The sequence below is a fragment of the Pseudomonas sp. GX19020 genome, assembly GCF_023371075.1.
In the GTDB taxonomy this organism is placed as follows: Bacteria; Pseudomonadota; Alphaproteobacteria; order Rhodobacterales; family Rhodobacteraceae; genus Pseudogemmobacter.
Window position 1 is genome coordinate 77,625 of sequence record NZ_JAMCCR010000018.1, and the last position, 18,211, is coordinate 95,835.

The window sequence follows — 18,211 nt, forward strand, 5'->3', positions numbered from 1 at the left end:
TGGGGTGGACGCCCCCGGCGGCATCGATGTGCCGTAGCGGCGGGTGTTGAAGCACCGCTACTCAAGGGAGTGTCCGTAACCGGCCGATTGCTACCGCGGCGGCTGATCCAACACCGCTCGAAGGATGCTTGCGGTCCCCTTACCTGGTGCCCAGATGGGCTCACCTTTCCCCAACGCTTCCTTCACGCAATAAAAGGCTTGGTGACTGCTGCTCTTCCAAGCGAAGACGAACAAGTCGGCCACTTTGGCCAGATTGGCTAACTGCGCCGTCGCGACGAGATCGGAATTCACGACTACCTTGCAGCCCGGAAAAAGTCTCTCCAGTGCTGCCTTCGCTCGGCTGCCCGCAGCCTCGGCGAGGGTATAGATGCCGATCGTCTTGCCCTGCAGGTCAGGCAATGATGCCTTGTCGGAAGCATCCTGAGAAACGTCGCGCTTCAGCGCGGCAACTGCCTCGTCCCCGACGCCATAGTCCCTTCCAAGCGTCTCGATCGGGATGAGATCGGTGACGACAAGGCGATGGGCGAAGCCAGATGCCTGCCCGAGAATCTGCAGAAAAAAACGTAAGCGCGCCTCACGTGCGGCGTCTGTCGGACAGGGCAACGTCGCAAGGACTTCGCTTACGTCCAGACTCCAAGGCAAATAGCTGTAGGAACCGATCCTTTTTTGGACATCGGTTAAATCGTCCATCAGGGCCACATACTCGTCGGGCGACAACCCCTGTTCAATCAGAATGGCGGTCAGTTGGCCAAGAAGGTCGAGATCCGTGCGCGATAGTTTGTCGTCCATCGCGATCAGCAGGAACAGCAGCGAGGCAATGGGCTTCGCCGCTGGTGCTACAGGTGCGTCTTCAGGGAAAAAACTGACATAGATCTGAGGAACGGCTGAACGTGCCACCAGACTTGCATCGCCGTTCAATCCGCCGAGGATCTCGGCGAACGCTCTTGCAAACTGACTGTTACGCCTAATTTTGGTCGCGTCCCACGCGGTTGCTGCCGTTTGGACAGCGCGCTCCGCGTCGGCTAGATTCTGGCCACTCTGCAGATGCTTCGCCCAGCGTATCCATGGATCAACGCCATTTACCTCTATCGTAGCTTCCGGGACGTCTGGTGCAGCGAGTCTTTCAAAAGACCGGAAGCTCTCGATCTTTGTGGTGACCGCCGGCGCGAGCGCCATAAGCAGCGAGGGTTCAGCCGATGCCAACAGTTCGAGGAGCCGATCTTTTACGTCGTCCGTGCCGATCGTGCCGACGCAGGATACCAACCTGCTGACGGTCTTCTTGCTTGGAGTGAGCCGTAGATAGAATTCGAAAGCTCGATCGAATTGACCATCGTCAAATGCTTCATCCGCTTCATCGAGCGAGGTGTCAGCGGGAGGAGAGGCATCCGAGACAGGCGGTACAACAAAGAGCGTTGTATCCGAGTCCGCCGGGAGTTGCTCGAGCAACCCACCGATTATGCCTGGATCAGGCTTCGCCTGGAGTTGCTCGTAGAGCGCGAAAGCCTTCAAAACCCGTGGAGTGCGGTCGCCTCGACGGGATGCGAAAAGCTTAGGATATGGCGTTGCTATCTCGCGCGCGAATGCTTCCTGCATCCCCGCAGCGTCGCCTGCCATTTCCGCGTCATCGACATAAGTACGATATAGGGCTTCGATCAGATCGGCGAGGACCTGTGGCGGAAGCGCAAGATCGGCCAACGTCTTTATAAGCCAATGATTACGCGCAATCTGAGGCCATAGTCCCAGGCCAGCGCTGAGCCGCACTTCTAGGTAGCGGAGATTTTCCTCGTTCAAGCGGCCGCTTAGCTTTAGCTCGGCGATCATCGCCTCCGCTTGCCCCTCGTCTCCGGCAATCAGGGCGCGCTCGAAATCACTTCGTATCGCTCCAACTGGGCGGACACGTCGCTTGGTAGTAGGGGGCTTCCGAGAAAGAACGCTCGCGTACTCGCTAAGAAGTTCGGCTATCGAATGGATTGCCGCGGCGTCCGCGCCGGTGAACCGGTAGACCATCCCTTGGAACCGGTCTGCTAAGACAGCGGCGAAGGGATCGCTCTCTGGGTCGGTTACGCGCTCAAGGCGGCTTAGCCAGGTCGGCCCGAGCCAGGCATTTAGCTCATCGCCTAGTTCGTAACCGCCCGACGACTGCTGGGTTGTCGCATACCACCCCGTCACCTTCCCTCCCCGCATAAAGGGCAGAATGAGTGGAGCGGACGGACGCGTCTCAAGGAAACCAAGCCAGTGTCTAACCTGATCTGCCTCCCGCCTTGGTGCAGAGCCATCCAGAAGGGTCGGCCAACTCAGTTCATTCGGACTCGCGAAAAAGCGCGCGAGCCATGCTTGGTCCTGCTGAGAGAGATGCTCGATCATCTGTCGGCCACCAGATAGGACTCGAAGTTGATCCGCGCCTCCGAAAGAGTCTTAGGCGTCGTATCGTACACGACCATTTCGTCGTTGAGTTCGAGGCCGTTGTAAGTGAGATTCATCGAGCCGGTCAGCAGACCACGCTTGAGTAATACTCCCTTGATATGCAGGTGCTGTCGGCGAACGATGCGCAGTTGGTCCGAAAGTCCCCCCTCCTCGACGGCTGTCGTCAACGCGGCGATCAACGGATCGTTGTGCGTATCCATGCTAGTCGCAATTCCCAAGGCGGTGCCGCGCGCCATCATGTCGGTAAGCACCTCCACGAGGCGGATTTCGCGATTCCCCCATTCGGGGTTAATTGTGCCGAAGCCACCAGTGCGGTTGTCGAAGAGCATGATGTTGCTGATCCACGGGCTGACCAGCCAAGTACGCTGCCCGCCGGGCGACAAGAGTTCCCCGAGAAGCATCATCTGAAGGAGTTCGCGGATCAGGTTCTGGCTCGTCACTGCACTCTTAAAAATGCGCCGGGTCTCAAAACTCATTGCAGCGCCTCCGCAACGTCGAGGTCCACGTGGAATTCGTGTTCGACGCGCCGCACCGCTTGAACACGGGCGAAAACCGAGAGGTAGACCGTCTGCACCGGATTTGTGGCCAAGAAACTCAGCGCGTCCGCTAGTAATGATGCCGATGACATCGGGCAGACCAAGGTCGCCGCGCCAATATCGGCGAGACGGTCGAGGCAAAGTTCCTGCCAGCCTTCCGCCATCAGATCGATCAGAGATCCATCCTCGGCGAGATACGCCTGAAGCAGCAGTGGTTCCCCCGCGGGCAAATCCGCGAAGGGAGAATAGAGGCGTAAGCCTGATTGCCGAATGTGCGAACCTCTAGGCCAGAGTAAGCCGTAGATTACCCCGAAGCGCCATTGGTCAGGATTGACAGTTGGAGCGTCAATGCCAGCGAGTCCAAGTGCGGCGTCGATCTCCTCGGAACGAGCTAGTCGATATGCGAGCACTCGGGCATCCAGTTCGACACCGAGCCTTGTCTCTTCAGCATTCCATAGGCGGACTGCGGTGAGAAAGAACGCATCGCTGTCCTCACTCGACCCCGGACGCAGGATTCGGTTTGCCAACGCGACAAGGAACGCGTGGAACGTGATGAAGCCATCCTCGGCCAGAGTTTGCCGCAGGGCCGAAAATGCCCGGTGGCTTTCCTCGGCGCCCGTCGCCTGCCGGAAGACCTGTGCGGCGGCCGGTAGCGGATCATCCCGATCGCCGTCCACAACGGCGCTGAGAAACCGACTGAGCTGAAAATCGCTGATCGCGAAATCATTGTCGCGCAACGCAGCCGTCATCAAACTGAAGAACCGCCTTGGATCGTCGACATATTGGCGCTGGGCCTCTTCGATTTGACCGTTACCGCCCGGCGTCGCCTCGCTGATCCAAATGTCAGCGTGGGCGACGTTGGCAAGGACGTCGTCAGCCTCACGCGGTCCTGCGTTGATGTCCAGGATCAGACTGTCAGCATCGATCTCTGGGCAGAGGCTAGTGATGGCACTCATCGCCGCCGCACCAACAGTCGACGCATATCGCTCGCGCAACCAAGGCTCCCATCCCGCGTCGATCGGCGTCCACAGGATGGCGGCCAGATTGAACAGGCTGTCAACGACCTGCCGATCGGCGAGGAGCGCCGCGAGATCCTGCCGCAGCTTGTCTTGTTGGTTGCCCTGAGCATTTGCATCGTCGACGATCGGAGACTGGAACAGGATGTTAAGCGTCTGGTTGAGATCGAGTTCAGCCGTTCCGTCTTCCAAGCGCGCTGCCGCTGCTCGCAATGTTATCGCTTGTGCAATTGCCTCGTTGCTAAGAGTTGCCAACATGAGGTGTGCCAGCCAGTCACGCGCAAAGGGATTGTCGACCCCCTGGAGAAAGGGCCCGTGCACGGCCTGATGGTGAAAGCGAGCCGTGCGCATCGCACGATAGCGCGGGTCGGCTTCATCGCCGAGATTGGACCACATACGGTCTGGGAAGTTCAGGCGGAGAGAGAACGCATCGACTGCAAGGCTGAACCCGAGCGCTGCCGCGGCTCCACCGACTTCGAAGATGAACTCTTTCAGCAGAGATCCACCGTCCCGGAAGCGAATGCCAGCGTCACTCCCAAGAGCCATGCGCCGCGCTTCAATCGGTGCGAGCCCCTCATGCGTGTAGAATCGCACATCCTCAATCAATGGCGTCCAGGGACTGCCACGGGGCGGATCAAGCACTAAGCCTTGCTCTCGCGCGACCAACTGGCTTTGCCACCGCAACCGAGCGTTCGACGTATCTACAACCGTACCTGGGGGAGGCTGCACCTCAAAAACACGCGGCCGGTAGACAGGGACTTGGCGAACAGCACCCGCAATCGAGATCTTCCAATCTCCGAGAGAGTCTACTTGGGTGAACGGCTCGAGAGGCATCATCTGCTCGCGATTCTGGTCGAGAGGAGGGCACATCCAATGCCGCTCGAAAGCATGGCTGATACCATAGCGCCTCGATACCCGACCGGGCGCAAACTCGCGCAGCGCCTGCGCGATCGGCATGGCTACTTCATCGGGCGTCGCGCTCCCTGGTTGGGGAAGCACGATGTTCACCTCAGGTAGATTGAGATCGCTGAACAAATTGGCTGGCGCGAACTCGGGCAAGGGCGAGTTAAAAACCTGATAGTCGTTGCCGACTTGACCCTGAGCTGTCCAATTACTCTCCAACCGGCGCAGCGCGGTTGGAAGCACTTGTGTCATCAATGGGCGCGGGTGCTCCCAAAGCAGTGGCGTAATCGCATCCTCACCCACCTTCAGCGCCGACGCGAGATATGTTGAGTATCGGTCCTGCTCAGCGGGGCTCGTCAAAATACGGCGGATCAGCGCTGCCAAATCGGTCTGCCTCGCTCGCTGAGAGCTTCTGTCAGTACTCGCAGATAGATCGACCCACACGCTGCCATGCCGCGAAGAGCCCAGAGACTGGCTTAGGTAGTCGAGTGTCGCGTAGACCGCCTGGATCCGCGTAACATAGCGGTTGCCGATTGGCAGGGTGCGCATGGGCAATTCAGGATCGAAAAGGAGATCATAGCCCTGATAAGCGACCCGATCTCGACCGTAATCTGAGAGCACTGCGACCGTCCAAGGTCGCATTGTACGCGAGCGACCGGCCCGACCCTTGCGCTGGAGGAACTGCGCAACGTCGCGCGGTGCCTTGTGTTGAATAACAGCGCCAACGCGTGGGTCATTAAAGCCGACCTCGAGCGAAGCCGTTGCGACGATGATATCGAGATTGTTACCGACGCCGGGATCCATGGACATAACCCGGCCGACCGACTTCCGGTCCTGCGGCTGCAGGCTATGACCGATATCGACCACGGCTTCCCAATCCTGCCCGTGAAGCTTTCGCTGCTCAACGGGAAGCGGCCGACGGAGTGAAGCTAGGCCACCGTCTGGCTTGCTCGCTCTGTCAGGAGCGCCACTGCTTGTGCGTCCTTCGGCGTCCAGCATAGCGAAGTACATACGGTTCGTGACGTCGATATCATCGGTGAAGAGGAAGACCCGTTCACCAACGACGCCACGACTCTTCCGCTCATCCGGATTGTCGAGCAAGCGCGACAGCAGCATTCCCGTTTGGATAGTGGTTGAGAGCAGGGCTGTGCGCGACACCGGGTCTCCGCGAAGCGCAAGAAGATACTCGGCGCCCTCAGCAATCATGTCTCGGTTCGTAGGAGTGATCTCAACGGAGGCCTGCTCGTACAAACCTGTTAGCCTAGCGAAAAAGCGGGCGCCGTCCTTCAGGGTCGCTGAGAGTCCCACAAAGCTGACATGGCGTCGTACCAGTCGCCGCCAGCGCCGCAGCAGAAATGCGACCTGCGCTCCTGATGTGCCTGCGTAAGTATGCACCTCGTCCAATAGCATCATCTCGACCGGGCGCTGGGCACGCGCGCCGATCCCAAACAGGTGCCGGAAGCGGTCGTCGCCCATGCGTTGATTGAGCATTTCGGTTGTCGTGAACAGAATATCGGGCGCTTCAGTCTGGAGCCGCTGACGGGTCAGAATGATCTCGTCGCTCTCGATCGTTGTCGAGCATTCGACGCATTCGAGGCGCTCGCGGTTCGCGCGCCGATCAGCGTCGCGCCACGCCATCTCTCCGTCGCAACTCGATGAGGGACAGCGTAGGTACTCACACACAAGCCCTGCCGACGTCACGCGCCATCCGCTGCGCGCCTCATGCGCGGTCTCCGCCGACCGCGGCGTTGGACCGAAGAATGTTCCTATCAGAATCTTGCGCCGGCCACGTGCTGCCAAGGTGGCGTCAAGTCGACGAGCCTGACCGTAAACCTCGGCGAATTGGTCCTTGAGCAATTCGTTGCGGGGATAGAGCGCGAGTACTTTGACCCACCGATCATTGGTCGAGTCACGCTGAATGTGAGATGCAATGCGAGACAGCGCTGGCAGATAAAAGGCGAGCGTCTTGCCACTACCGGTGCCGGCGCTGACAAGGGTAGCGATCGATTGCGAACCCTCGAAACCTCCAAGTATGCGCGCTGCCGCATCGACCTGGAACCCCGCCAAGGCAAAGTTTGAGCCAAAGCTTTCGATCAAAGCCGACAGGGCAGCGCGCGCAGATTGATCAGCCGTTGCAGCCGCGATCCGTGAAAGCGCTGCGGAGCCGTCTATGTCGCGGCGCGGGTAGCGTCGACGGCGCCAGATAAATCGGAAATCCGCGACGAGCGTCGGCGCACTCTGCCAACCTGTTGGGCCGCGGTGCTGAGGGAAGAGTTGGCGGAGCCGGAACAGCAATCGCACACCTTCAGCCATGCGCGAGCGAAAGCGCATTCGCTGATCCTCACTGATATCGAACAGGAGGGCCCGACCGATCAGCGCTGAAATCACCTCACTTGCGTCACCAAAGGATATGCCGACACCCGCTTCCGGGTCGTCGAGCAAGGAATCGATGATGCCGTATAGCTCGCCGGCCGAGACGTAGCCGTCCACGAGTCCCCACGTCAGGAGCCGAGCCTCGCGCTGCTCGATCTCGTCGAGCGCCGCCAGTATCAGGACCTCATCGGCTTCCATCTGCACCCCGCGGTACGATGCGATAGCTCGCCAAGGCGCCATTATCCTTCAGCCAGGTTGTGACAACGTCGGTCAGCAGATCGAGCGTAGCTCCCCCGCTCTGGACGGCCTCGAGAAACCGCTTCACGTCGGGTGAAACATCATAATCAAAGTCTGCGGCAGCCTCGGTGAGTTGGGCAGCAAGTGCCCGAATTCGGTCGACTGTGGCGCGGTCGGGAGGCAGCCTATCGAACTCTGCCCGAAAAGCCTGATGAAGCTTGTCATAGCGCTGGAATGCGGCGCTGTTGCCTGGAGTAAAGGCAATGCGCCCTTTCACAACGGCTGGCGCCTCTCCGGTGAAGATATCCTGCCGAAAAGCTTTCCAGCTTTTCGAAACCGCGCCGGAGACGTCCGTCGATGCGGTCGTGATATCCCGGATCATATTTGCCCAACCTACCCCCTTGGTGAGCGTCGCTGCTTTCCGGTCGGCCGCGAATTTCTCAAGCAGGGCGGCAGCGCGCTTTCGCGCAGCGTCTAATGTGGCGGGCGCCGAGGATGTGATCCCTGATTGGATGAGAACGCCCCGCTGGTCGAGCGCCCGACTGAGTTCGGTCGCTGGCGCAGCAAGGTCCGATCGTAAATCTGCGAGAAGTCCGGTTTCCTTCACATTGGCCGCCAAGTGATCTAAGGCGAGAAGGCGATCGCGAAGCAATTTTGCTCGGACAGGGAGCGACGCGCTCATCGGGCAGCCTCCTGAGGCGAAGCTCGTTCACGGCTCACCGCCTCTAGCAAGCCAGCGATTTCGCTGGCCGCGACCGACGGATCAGACTGACCACGGATTGTCTCCTGTTGGGTGACGCGCGGCTCAGCCAATGTGACGATCTCATTTGCGATCTTGAGGAACGACATGGTGCGCTGGATCAGGCCAAGGTCGATCGAGCCGAGAGCGTTGAGCAGCTTTGGAATCTGTTCTCGATCTGCCTCGTCGACGATTGTCGCGGATTTCTCGACGAGATCGACAAAGCGGCTCGCCTGAAACTCCGTCAGTCGCGTCTCGAACTCGCTATGCTTGATGGTAACTGAAGAGGGCCAGCAGTTCGTTTTCTGTAAGAGTGGAATTATCTCTCGAAGGTCAGAAACGAATGCATTCTTATCGAGGCCATCGTCGACAAAGTCGGCAATCTCTTCCCTGAACGTGCGAAGCTTTGCAATCACCGTCTGCAGCCTATTCCAGAGCCGTGTGTCGCTCATCGCCGCGATGAACGTCCGCACATCGTCCGGCAGCCCTTCCGGCGGCGGTCCGGTGGGTGCCTCACCTGTCAGCGCATCGAGAAGGCGTGTGCTGTCGATCGCGAAGGGCTTATTACCTGACCCTTGGAAGCTCGCGGTTCGATCCAGTACCAGGCCTTGCAGCGCGGCCCGCGTGGTGCGCCCATTGATAGCGCCAAGTGCCAGCGAACGTAGTTGGTCCCAGCCGTCCTCGAAAGCCTGTACTTCGGTGTTTGGTGCGGGTGCGAAAAGCCCCCGCAGCAAGGGTTCGGGCGATGATGGGCGTACTGGTGGCGTGAGACCGATGATCCGTGACTGATTGAGCAGCGCTCGTCCAACTACGGCAGTCTGCGCATTCGCTTCGGCCACGAGCATAGGTACGAGTTGGGCAACAAGGCGATCGACGATCGCAGCGCTAGCAACATAATCTAAGTCGGCCTCGGGGTAGGTCCACCGGTTGCCATTATACCCAAACCGTAGGGCGCCTAGAAAACCCTCCCGAAGCGTTGCATCCTTATCCTCAAAACTATCGCAGACAACGAGGATACGCCCTGCAACAGGGTTGCTACGCGCGCCGGCGATCGACAGCCATGTCGCCTTAATCTCCTGGTCAGGGATGCGGAGAGCGCCCCAGTTAATCGCCCCTTTCAACATCGCGGCGAGTGCGGATCGCAACTCGCGCGCATCCGCTTGCACAAGATCGGTGCCTTCAGCCCAAGCGTTGAGTTTCTTCGACCAGTCCGCGACGCGCTTGTCCTGTTCAGTCGTGGCTGGCGGTGGGGGTGGCACGCGAGCGACGCTGGATTGCTCGGATGCGGCGGCCGGTGCTTTGGACTTCGCCTCTGGTACGAACGCGACATTCGCGAGGTTCGCCGGTGTCGGCAGCGAAAAAGTCGTGAAGATTGCAGGCGGGACGTGAGCCAGATCGCCTGAGTCCGCGGCGTTCCCTGCCCAAACGGCAAGCGCTGAATTCAGTCGGCCTTTCACTGCGTCGGGTTGGCTGGCTTCGCGAACCAGACCGGCGAGGTAAAGATTGGGCCGCAGCCCATGAAACTCGGCCGGAGGGAACGCGCCACTCAGAAAACTGGCGCGCATGAGCAACGGCCGCCGAAGGATTTCGTTGATCACTCGGCGTGGATTGAAGCTGAGCTTACTCCCCTCGACCAGGTGGCGCTGAACAAGTTGGTCAATCGCGAGGCGATTGAATGGAAACAGAGGATGGCCACGCGAAGAATAGCCAAATGCGTTAAGGGCATCTCCTTCCTCCTCGCTTTGCTCTTCATCATGCCATGAAGGCAGCCAATCGGTGAGGCCCTCGTCCGATCCGCGGCGGTCAAAGCGCCGCCGCAGTCCAGTCTCGCCCCACCGCGCTGCGTTAAGATATGAGCCCACCATATCAACGACGGCTGCTTTGATCTCATCATCGCCTTGCTGGCGATTCCCGATCACCCAAACACGTTGGGCGCGTGTCAGGATAGTGTCCCGCGACGCGAGATAACCATCGGTCAGCGCCAGTGCGGTCCGCATGGTCGCGCGCACCCTCTTGCCGGCATATTCCCCTTCTTGAACACACACCTTGAGCAGGACGTCCTGAATTCCGGCGAGGGCGGCGAAATCCTCGACCAAGAGGACAAGGTCCATCTTGTCCTTCAACAGGATCTCTCGGACTCCCAAGATGATTTCCTGAAGCGTGATACCGCCGGTACTCTGCTCTAACTGAAAGACATTCCCAATCGCGGTATCGACTATCGTGTTGAGAAGATCCGCAGCTGCCTGCCGGCGCCGACTGTCCGACACCGCGAGTTGCGTCTGATAATAGGTCTTCACAGACAGTGCGGCATTGTTGAGGTCGATGCCGTCGGGAAGGATCAGGTCCTCCGCGAGAAACTGAGACTGCGTCTCGTCGCCTTCCGCTCCGTCCTCGCGGCCCTGCAGAGCTCTAGCCACTACGCGTGCGAGCACAGTTTCATCGAAATGGTCCTTGAGCGCTGCGTCACTAAACAGTTGAGGCAGCGACCTCGCGTGGCCGATGAGCGGCCGCAGATCAACGGCACGTTCCTTATGCTCCCGAGCTTCGAGTTGCATCGCCTCGGCACGGGCTGTCAGCGCATTCTCAATCTGTGCGCGGAACAGAACTACCGCCTTACGCTTGTCCACCTCCGCAACAGCACGTGTAAGATCCGACCGCGACTTCTCGAAGCGAGGATCGCCGGCCAACGGTTCGAGAATGAGTTCGACTACCTTGCGGAGGCTGGCGCTTTTCGGGATCCGAATGATGTGCAGGCGATCGCGTTTCGGCGATCGTTGGAGCTGCGCGTCGAGCCAACGAACGATATGCGATTTGCCGATCCCAGACGGGCCAGTGATGGGAAAGAGAAGATAGCCTCCCGGCACATCGTCCGACAGAAACGCATCGAGCAGTTGCTGCTCCGATGCGGGCATCTCGATATTGGTCCCGGCGTTGCGAGTGGTTAGCTGCGAAGGCTGATGGACGGCGAGCAAGACTGAAACATCGGTTGTCTCCGCCTCATTTTTGATGCAGGCGTTGACCTCGTTCGCGTCGGGCCAGTATTTTTCAAGCATCAGCGTACCTTCTTCGCTGGCATGAACGTCACGTGGGATACGTCACGCCACGTTCGCATGCCTGTACCCGACAGCGTCACGACGCCTTCGGTGTCACTCCGGTTTGCAAGTGTAATCACTCCCTCCCGGTCAAGGCGTTGAAGCGCGCGAGAGAGCGACGACGAGAGCAACCCCGCCCGCGGTCGCGGCCAAGCCGCATCCTTCAGCGACGCCTCGACTTGGGTCCTGTACGAACCGCCATCGAGAACTGGCAGCACCGCAGCGGCATTCTCAACAAATGCTGGACCAGTAAGATCGCGGGCTGATCCGAATATCGCCGGCAGCACATCGCGCAGAGCGTCGGTCGGATCAACGACCCACTGCATGCCGTCCCGAGCGAACCCGAGATAGAGCATCCAGGTCTTGAGGCCATTCCACCGTGTATCGTTCTTTCCGATGGTTTGCTTACTGGAGTCAACGATCTGGGCCTCTTCGAGAATCGCGAGTGTCTTGACGTTTCCGTCGAGGGAATACACGTCCTGAGCGAGCATCCATGCGACGGCGCGGGACAGGTCCGCTGATTTCGACTTTTCGCGTTCCCAGAAACGGTCATTGTTCTCAGGGAGCATCGCAACCGTTCTCACAATCGCTGGCAACCGGGTTTCCGCTTCGTCAGCGGTTTTCCCAAGGCTCGTACGATAGGGGTCGGCGATAATGACCAGGCCATCGATCTGGCCAAAAAGACCGAGTTCGGTCCACCGGTTCAACGTCTGGGTCAACTGGCTTGGATCGACCGCGTCCACTGCACTGCCGCAGGCGAGCAGCAGGTCTTCGCGATTACGTGGGCCAAAGCGCACGATTGTGCGCGTCAGAGCAATAAGCACAGAGAAAAGGCCATCGCTGGCTTGGTTAAGGACGCTCACAAGCGGGCTCCCAGCCTGAATTGATCAAAGCTCAACACGTTCGAACCGGTATCCCCGATCCGTCGTTCGGCGTTCCAATGGTCAGGTGTCGATTTTGGGGTGATGATGACGTGCAGCGGCCGGGTCATTGTGAACAGGTGGTGCGGCAAAGATGCTCCAGAGGCACCCGTCCAGAGCGTTGCGCGAGGTAGTTCATATGACGAGGGCCAGAGCCGCTCTTCCTCAAGCGACTGGATCAGAAGCATATGGTCGTCGCTCTGCTTGTGGATGGCATCGAGAGCCGCGTTTCGCTGACGGAAGGCGTCTGGCATCGCGATCTCCCGAATCCCAAAAAGCGAAACCAAGTCCTTTAGAAGAGTAATCAGCACTGAATCATCACACGATTCTTCGACCGGTAGAATTACCGGTTCATTGGGGTCTATTTGCGGAAACCGATCAGCGAAGAGGCTGAGATCGCGCCGGCCAACGTCTTCTATGCCATAAGCCGGCGGGGCAGGATAGTGTGTGTTGACTGTTCCTTCACGTCTATGCTCCGGGCAACCGCCGCAAGCACGTGACACGATCACCGAACGGCCCGGCGCGTTACTACGGTAGAGATTGTCCAACAAGGACGAGATCTCCACCTTTCCACTAAGCAAACGCTCAAGCAAAGTGCGATTTTCTGCTGCGGCATTAAACGATCTCTGGCGTTCAAGGCCGAACAATGTCTCGAAGCGGCCTTGGCTCAAATGACCAAATTCGTTCATTCCGATGACTGCTCGTTGGAAATATTCCGACCAATGCTCCTCGCGTCGCAACTCAAAAGCGGAATCCGCCTCTTCGTCTTGCTGGGCGATTTTTGAGGGAGCTTGCGATTCAAGTTCGAGCATCCCGGCGCGGGCCATCATGATGAGCGTCCGCATGTTCCAAGCGAGATTATAATCGGATTGCTGCTTCAAGCGCGGAGGAACCACACTCAAGTCCACCTCGAGGAGTTGTCCGATGCCGTCACGCTGCTGACTGCTACCATACATCGTTGACCATCGCTCGAAGGCCAAAGCGTCGCTGATGAGTGAGGGCGAGCCGATCTGGCTCGCCGTTTCTTGGTCTTGTTTTGAGTAAATTAGAAATGAGGCCGATGGTCGACCGTCACGGCCGCCGCGACCGACTTCTTGGTAAAAGCGGTCCAAGGTCTCAGGGACGGCGGCGTGCACCACAGTCCGGACGTCCCTTTTGTCGATTCCCACACCGAAGGCCGATGTCGCAACAATTCCATCAAGTTTATTGTCGGACCACTGTTCGATTATGCGCTGGCGATCGCTGATTCCGGTTTCGCCGTGGAAGCAATCTACTCTCGAATGCCCTTCTTGCCGGAGACGGCGGAGCCATCGCTTCGCATCACTCCGCTTTGTAACATAGAGGATGAATGGGCGCGGCGCATGCCGCAGAACCTCGAGAACCTTGCGGTCCTTGATGTCCGCATCATCCTCCCGATGCACCCAGTATTGCGGTTCCGGCCGAAGATAGACCGACGCTACCATCTTCACCGTGCGGGTTGGGCCAAAAAGCGCATCGATCGTAGTGACGGTATCCGGGGTCATGGTTGCCGACATTAGGACCGTCCGAAAAGCTCCCCCTTCAGGGCATGCCGCCAGCAACCCGCGCCGAACTCCTGCAAGCATTTGGAAAGCCGGGCGGAACCCGTCGCCCCACTGACTGACCAGATGCGCCTCGTCGATAATCAGATAGGTCAGAAGACCCGTTCTTGCGGCCTCATATAACGAGGGCAGCAGAGCGCCGGTCGCGGCTTCCGGTGAGCAGTAGAGAATCCCCTGTCGGCCTTCACGGATAGCGCTCTTCACGCTCGTTCGATCTTCTGCGCTGAGGCCCGAATGCCACGCGAGAATAGGAACCTCACGTCGTGGATACCGGCGTTTAAGCATGACCGCCATCTGCCGAGCCTGGTCGAGGACGAGCGCAGTCGTCGGGACAATACAGAGGGTCAGTCCGCCTTCGACACCTCGGGCGAGGACCGGCGCCTGCGCAACGAAACTCTTTCCTGACCCCGTTGGAAGTGAGACGATAAGCGTCTCGCCGGGCGGTAACAGGAAAGCACTGCGGACCGCCTCACGCTGGCCTGGAGAGACGTAAGTATCAAACCCGCTGGCTTCTCCAAGGAATGGATCAATCGGACGCCGCCAATCCAACCTGACATCGTGCTCAGCAAAGACAGCCTCGAAAATCGGGCGATCGCTTTCTTCGAGCCAAGATGCTTCCCAGGGTCGCGCTTCAATCAGGAAATGGCCATTGGCCTCGCTGTGCGCGCGCACGCCACTTGACGCCCAACCCAAGCGATCGGGCCACCCATCATGCGATGGAACGCGGAGTTGGGCTTGCTGGCCGGAACGAAGCGACTGGCGCCGCAAGACGTGGCGGAAGAGAGGGATCGCGTCTGGCCAATTTTGCAGCCCGCCGCCGGCCTGCGACGCCGTGAGAATCTGCACGAGGCGGTCGAATACACCGTCCTCAATCTTGCAATCCGGACCGGCAGCCTCTCCTGAGATCTGATCCTGCAAGCCACCAAAATCGAACTCTGCCATTAGGACCCGCCAGACACGCGTTCAGTTGCGGGGCGACTGGCCGACAGGAATACGGCTCCAACCGTGTCTACCCTGATCCGAGGCTTTCGGATGCCATCTCGAATGGCGGCCGCAAGGCCCTCCTCAAATGCCAAGTCAACTTCATCCTGGTCGCTGCCGCCGGCACGCGAACGTGCACGCAGTTGCCCAGCGCGACCAAGATCCACCCTGAGCGACCTTTGTTCCGCCTTCACCAACGAGTCGACTAGGTTAGGATCCGTCCGCAGCACATCTTCCGCGGAGACGCGGGCCTTCACACAGAGATCCTGCCAGTGCCCAAGCTCAGGTACTGGCATCTGCATAAGGCGCTGCCATCGGCGAGCGTTGAGATTGAGGTCCATTGCTCCGATGCGATCGGGTTCGACCGCATAGGGTCGAGAAAGGCGCGCTAACAACGCATCGTCGGTTACAGGTATCAGCTCGCGATCTAGCCAGAGCGATCTATGAAATGGGGGTAGCGCCATGTCTCCACGCCGCTGGATTGCGGCCCGAACCGCACTCGTTCCCTGCCCTCGCTCGCACGCCAACTCCGTAGCAGCGAAGACATCAGCTTCGAGCAGAAAATCGAATCGAAAGAAGATGTCCGCGATGGGATCGCCGGCATGGTCTGGCGCGAAGCGCCACATAGCGAAGGAACGTCCGCGGTCATCTGCCTCGGTGAACGCGGTCATCCCGCTGACGAAGGCGTCGCCATATCGGACAAGACCCACACCATTCGAGCGCGCTACTCGATTGAGGGCAGTCCGCCGTCTGAAGGAGTAAGGAATCGTTCTGATCGCCCGGCCACCGCGAGCATTCAGCCCCAGGTCGAGTGCGTCCGCACAGTGCGTCATGAATGTCGACAACGGCACCAGTGTGTGGCGATTGGCAGTCGAGTATAGGTAACGAAACGGCAGCGAAGGGCCACTGATACCGTTGTAACCTTCGTCGACACGCCCAAATTGCAGCATAGTGTCGAGCCAGCCTGCGGTGTCGCTTGCGATGCCCTCCCAGTCCTCGTCAACTTCCGATAGTTCGTCCGAAAGATCGGTTGGAGGGGTACCCAATGCGTCAAGGGCATCCTGCTGGTCGATTGCCTTGATCTCCCGCTCGATCAAACCAAGTTCGCCAGAACTGGAACTGGTTAAATCCACAAGCGCATCTGCGCCATCAGTCAGCAACGACCGGGTGATGTTCCGCACGGTCTGCTCGATCAGGTACTGCAGACTTGCAACCGATCGGTCGAAAACCCTCAGCGCTTCATTCAGGTAGGAAACCCAGGCGAGTTCAAGCGGGTCATCTTCACAGGCCAGCACGAAGGATCGCACAGCCTGACCCGAGCCATAGCGATCTGCACGCCCAAGCCGTTGCTCGATCCGGTTGGGATTTAGAGGTAGGTCGTAGTGGACCACGACCTTCTTGCCGCCTTGAAGATTGAGACCCTCCTCCGCCCGGCGATCACAAACCAGTACCGAGCGATCAGCGGTCTCTCGAAACGCCATCCACTCTCGTCCGTTGGGATCGTGCCGATCTACCGTGATGTCGAGGCTCTCAGCGATCCGAAGAGCGAGTGCGTCCGCAGTTTTAGGATCCGAGCAGAATATCACACATTGAGACTTAGCGAGTAGAATTGGACGGATGGCGTCGATTAATGCGTCAGCCCGATCATCAAAAAGGCCTGGCCGTCCAAGCAGCTTCACTATCGGAGCGAACCGGTTTGCGTCCCCAATCATTGCCGTTTGCCGTGCGAGAAACTCGATCATCCCTGCACCAGAGTTCGGGAACTGCGAGGCTCGATCCAAGACTTGCCACAGCGCCCTCGACCGATCAGTCCACAAGGCCTCTGTTCCTGTAATGTCCAACTGTCTGGCCTCGCCAAACCGCCAGTCATCGATCGCTGTGGTGAGCGCTTCCCGGTCGCTGCTGCGATATCGAATAATCTCTGCGCCTGCACGGTCAGGCGTTAAGCCGCCTATGCTGCGACGACGATGCCGAAGGATGCGGCGGTGCAGTCGATACACCTCACTCAAATGCGCGTGGAGCTTTCCGATGGCTGCTATCAAGGCAGGATCGCTTTCGTCCGGCATCGTATCGACGACCGTCCGCAACTCCGATGCGTGTTGCTGGAGCAGGTCGTCATCCGGGAACAGGCTCTCGAGCTGATCGATTGTGTAGTCTAGGTAAAGGGCATTCTCCGGGGTTAGTCCCGCTACCACCTCGGCCAGCGCCTGCCTGCCCTCAACCTTCCGGCGGAAGCCTTCCTCCCCGTCGAGCGGATATGTCACTGGGTCGAGGAGGTGCAGCATTTCAAGGAACCCGCGCTCATTGTGCAATGCGGGCGTGGCAGAGAGTAGCAACACCCTCTCGATTGCCGGCGCTGCCCTCGCAATCTCTCCGTAGATCCCTGCGTCACCACCCCGGGCGCGTTCGGTAAGGTGATGGGCTTCGTCCACTACGAGCATCGTGGCGTTTGGCAAAATCGCTCTAATTCGGTCGTCGTCGTCGAGGGCTACGACGTGGACGATGCGATCGAGGCTACGGCCAAGGAAAAACTTGCTCGTCAATTCATCGCGCCATTGGCTGACGAGAGCGCTGGGGACTAGAATGAGGACGGAACAATCGGACTGGGCATCCAAAACGCACTGGCGAATCAGGATTCCCGCTTCGATTGTTTTCCCCAACCCAACCTCGTCTGCGAGGAGGTAGCGCTGGACCGGGTCTTGTAGGATACGGCGTACAACTTCGACCTGATGGGCCTCGATCTCCACAGCGCACGCTAACACTGCAGACATTCCCATCGAAGCGGCGCGCTGTCGCATCTGCGAGCCGACAAAAGCGCTGCGACTGTCTGAGAACCGCGGGCTCTCATTGATCCGGTTGGCGAGAAAAGGCGTCGGATCCTGGATGGGGCGAGACCACCGAACGAAAATCGCCTCGGATTTTAGGTGCTTTGTCTTCCCATTGGGGAATTGAACGAGATGACTGTCGCCGTGATCGTCAAGGAGCCGGCCGATTTCCCAAACCCCAGACCCTTGGTCAAAATGGTAGACGCGCGTCTGCTCGCCCAGTGCAGCTTGCTCGAGAGAACGAGCATCAACGGTTCGGACAACGGTCGGAGACGTAGGCGAATCGAAATACTCGACCGAACAGCTGTCACCCTGTCGATCGACCTGCTTTCCTATCCCTAGCGACGCAAACTCGCCCCCAACCGCTCGCACAAACACAGATCGCGCTGCCTCCCCTTCTCGATATGCCCTGAGGAAATCAAAGCATCCATGTTTATTTTCCGATTTTCAAGCCGATGTGACGGTTTCCCAGCCTCCGCTTCCGAGGTCGCAGGCGGGGCATTCCCCACACCCGTATCCCCATTTGTGAAGGTTCGTCCGATCGCCTACGTAACAGGTGCGCGATCCGGTGCGGATAAGGTCGAC

At 59.0% G+C, this 18,211-nt stretch carries 8 protein-coding genes; all 8 read right to left on the bottom strand.

Annotation, left to right across the window (positions count from 1 at the left end):
• Positions 1–90 precede the first annotated feature (90 nt).
• Genes dpdD through dpdE form a run of 8 tightly spaced genes read right to left on the bottom strand, consistent with a single transcriptional unit; the run spans position 91 to position 18,004 of the window.
• Positions 91–2,364, bottom strand: coding sequence for a protein DpdD (gene dpdD, locus M3484_RS20520; RefSeq protein WP_249499022.1), 2,274 nt, complete (start codon positions 2,362–2,364; stop codon positions 91–93).
• Complete coding sequence (gene dpdK, locus M3484_RS20525; protein WP_249499023.1) at positions 2,361–2,900, bottom strand: phospholipase D-like domain-containing protein DpdK; 540 nt, start codon at positions 2,898–2,900, stop codon at positions 2,361–2,363. Before dpdK ends, dpdD begins: the two co-directional genes overlap by 4 nt.
• Positions 2,897–7,450: a protein DpdJ gene (gene dpdJ, locus M3484_RS20530; protein ID WP_249499024.1), complete on the bottom strand. Its 4,554-nt coding sequence runs from the start codon at positions 7,448–7,450 to the stop codon at positions 2,897–2,899. The genes dpdK and dpdJ overlap by 4 nt, the downstream gene beginning before the upstream one ends.
• Positions 7,437–8,171, bottom strand: coding sequence for a hypothetical protein (locus M3484_RS20535; protein ID WP_249499025.1), 735 nt, complete (start codon positions 8,169–8,171; stop codon positions 7,437–7,439). Before M3484_RS20535 ends, dpdJ begins: the two co-directional genes overlap by 14 nt.
• Positions 8,168–11,281, bottom strand: a complete 3,114-nt coding sequence (gene dpdH, locus M3484_RS20540; protein ID WP_249499026.1) for a protein DpdH — start codon at positions 11,279–11,281, stop codon at positions 8,168–8,170. Before dpdH ends, M3484_RS20535 begins: the two co-directional genes overlap by 4 nt.
• On the bottom strand, positions 11,281–12,183 hold the full coding sequence (gene dpdG / locus M3484_RS20545; RefSeq protein WP_249499027.1) for a protein DpdG: 903 nt from the start codon (positions 12,181–12,183) through the stop codon (positions 11,281–11,283). Before dpdG ends, dpdH begins: the two co-directional genes overlap by 1 nt.
• Positions 12,180–14,762 (bottom strand): protein DpdF, encoded by a 2,583-nt coding sequence (dpdF, locus tag M3484_RS20550; protein WP_249499028.1) that lies wholly within the window; start codon positions 14,760–14,762, stop codon positions 12,180–12,182. The genes dpdG and dpdF overlap by 4 nt, the downstream gene beginning before the upstream one ends.
• Entirely contained in the window at positions 14,762–18,004 is a 3,243-nt protein-coding gene (gene dpdE, locus M3484_RS20555) for a protein DpdE (RefSeq protein WP_249499029.1), read from the bottom strand. Before dpdE ends, dpdF begins: the two co-directional genes overlap by 1 nt.
• Positions 18,005–18,211 lie beyond the last annotated feature (207 nt).

What these genes read in the sequence shown, in the direction of transcription:
- dpdD (WP_249499022.1), bottom strand. Translation starts at nt 2,364, where the DNA reads ATGATCGAGCATCTCTCTCAGCAGGACCAAGCATGGCTCGCGCGCTTT.
- dpdK (WP_249499023.1), bottom strand. Translation starts at nt 2,900, where the DNA reads ATGAGTTTTGAGACCCGGCGCATTTTTAAGAGTGCAGTGACGAGCCAG.
- dpdJ (WP_249499024.1), bottom strand. Translation starts at nt 7,450, where the DNA reads ATGGAAGCCGATGAGGTCCTGATACTGGCGGCGCTCGACGAGATCGAG.
- M3484_RS20535 (WP_249499025.1), bottom strand. Translation starts at nt 8,171, where the DNA reads ATGAGCGCGTCGCTCCCTGTCCGAGCAAAATTGCTTCGCGATCGCCTT.
- dpdH (WP_249499026.1), bottom strand. Translation starts at nt 11,281, where the DNA reads ATGCTTGAAAAATACTGGCCCGACGCGAACGAGGTCAACGCCTGCATC.
- dpdF (WP_249499028.1), bottom strand. Translation starts at nt 14,762, where the DNA reads ATGGCAGAGTTCGATTTTGGTGGCTTGCAGGATCAGATCTCAGGAGAG.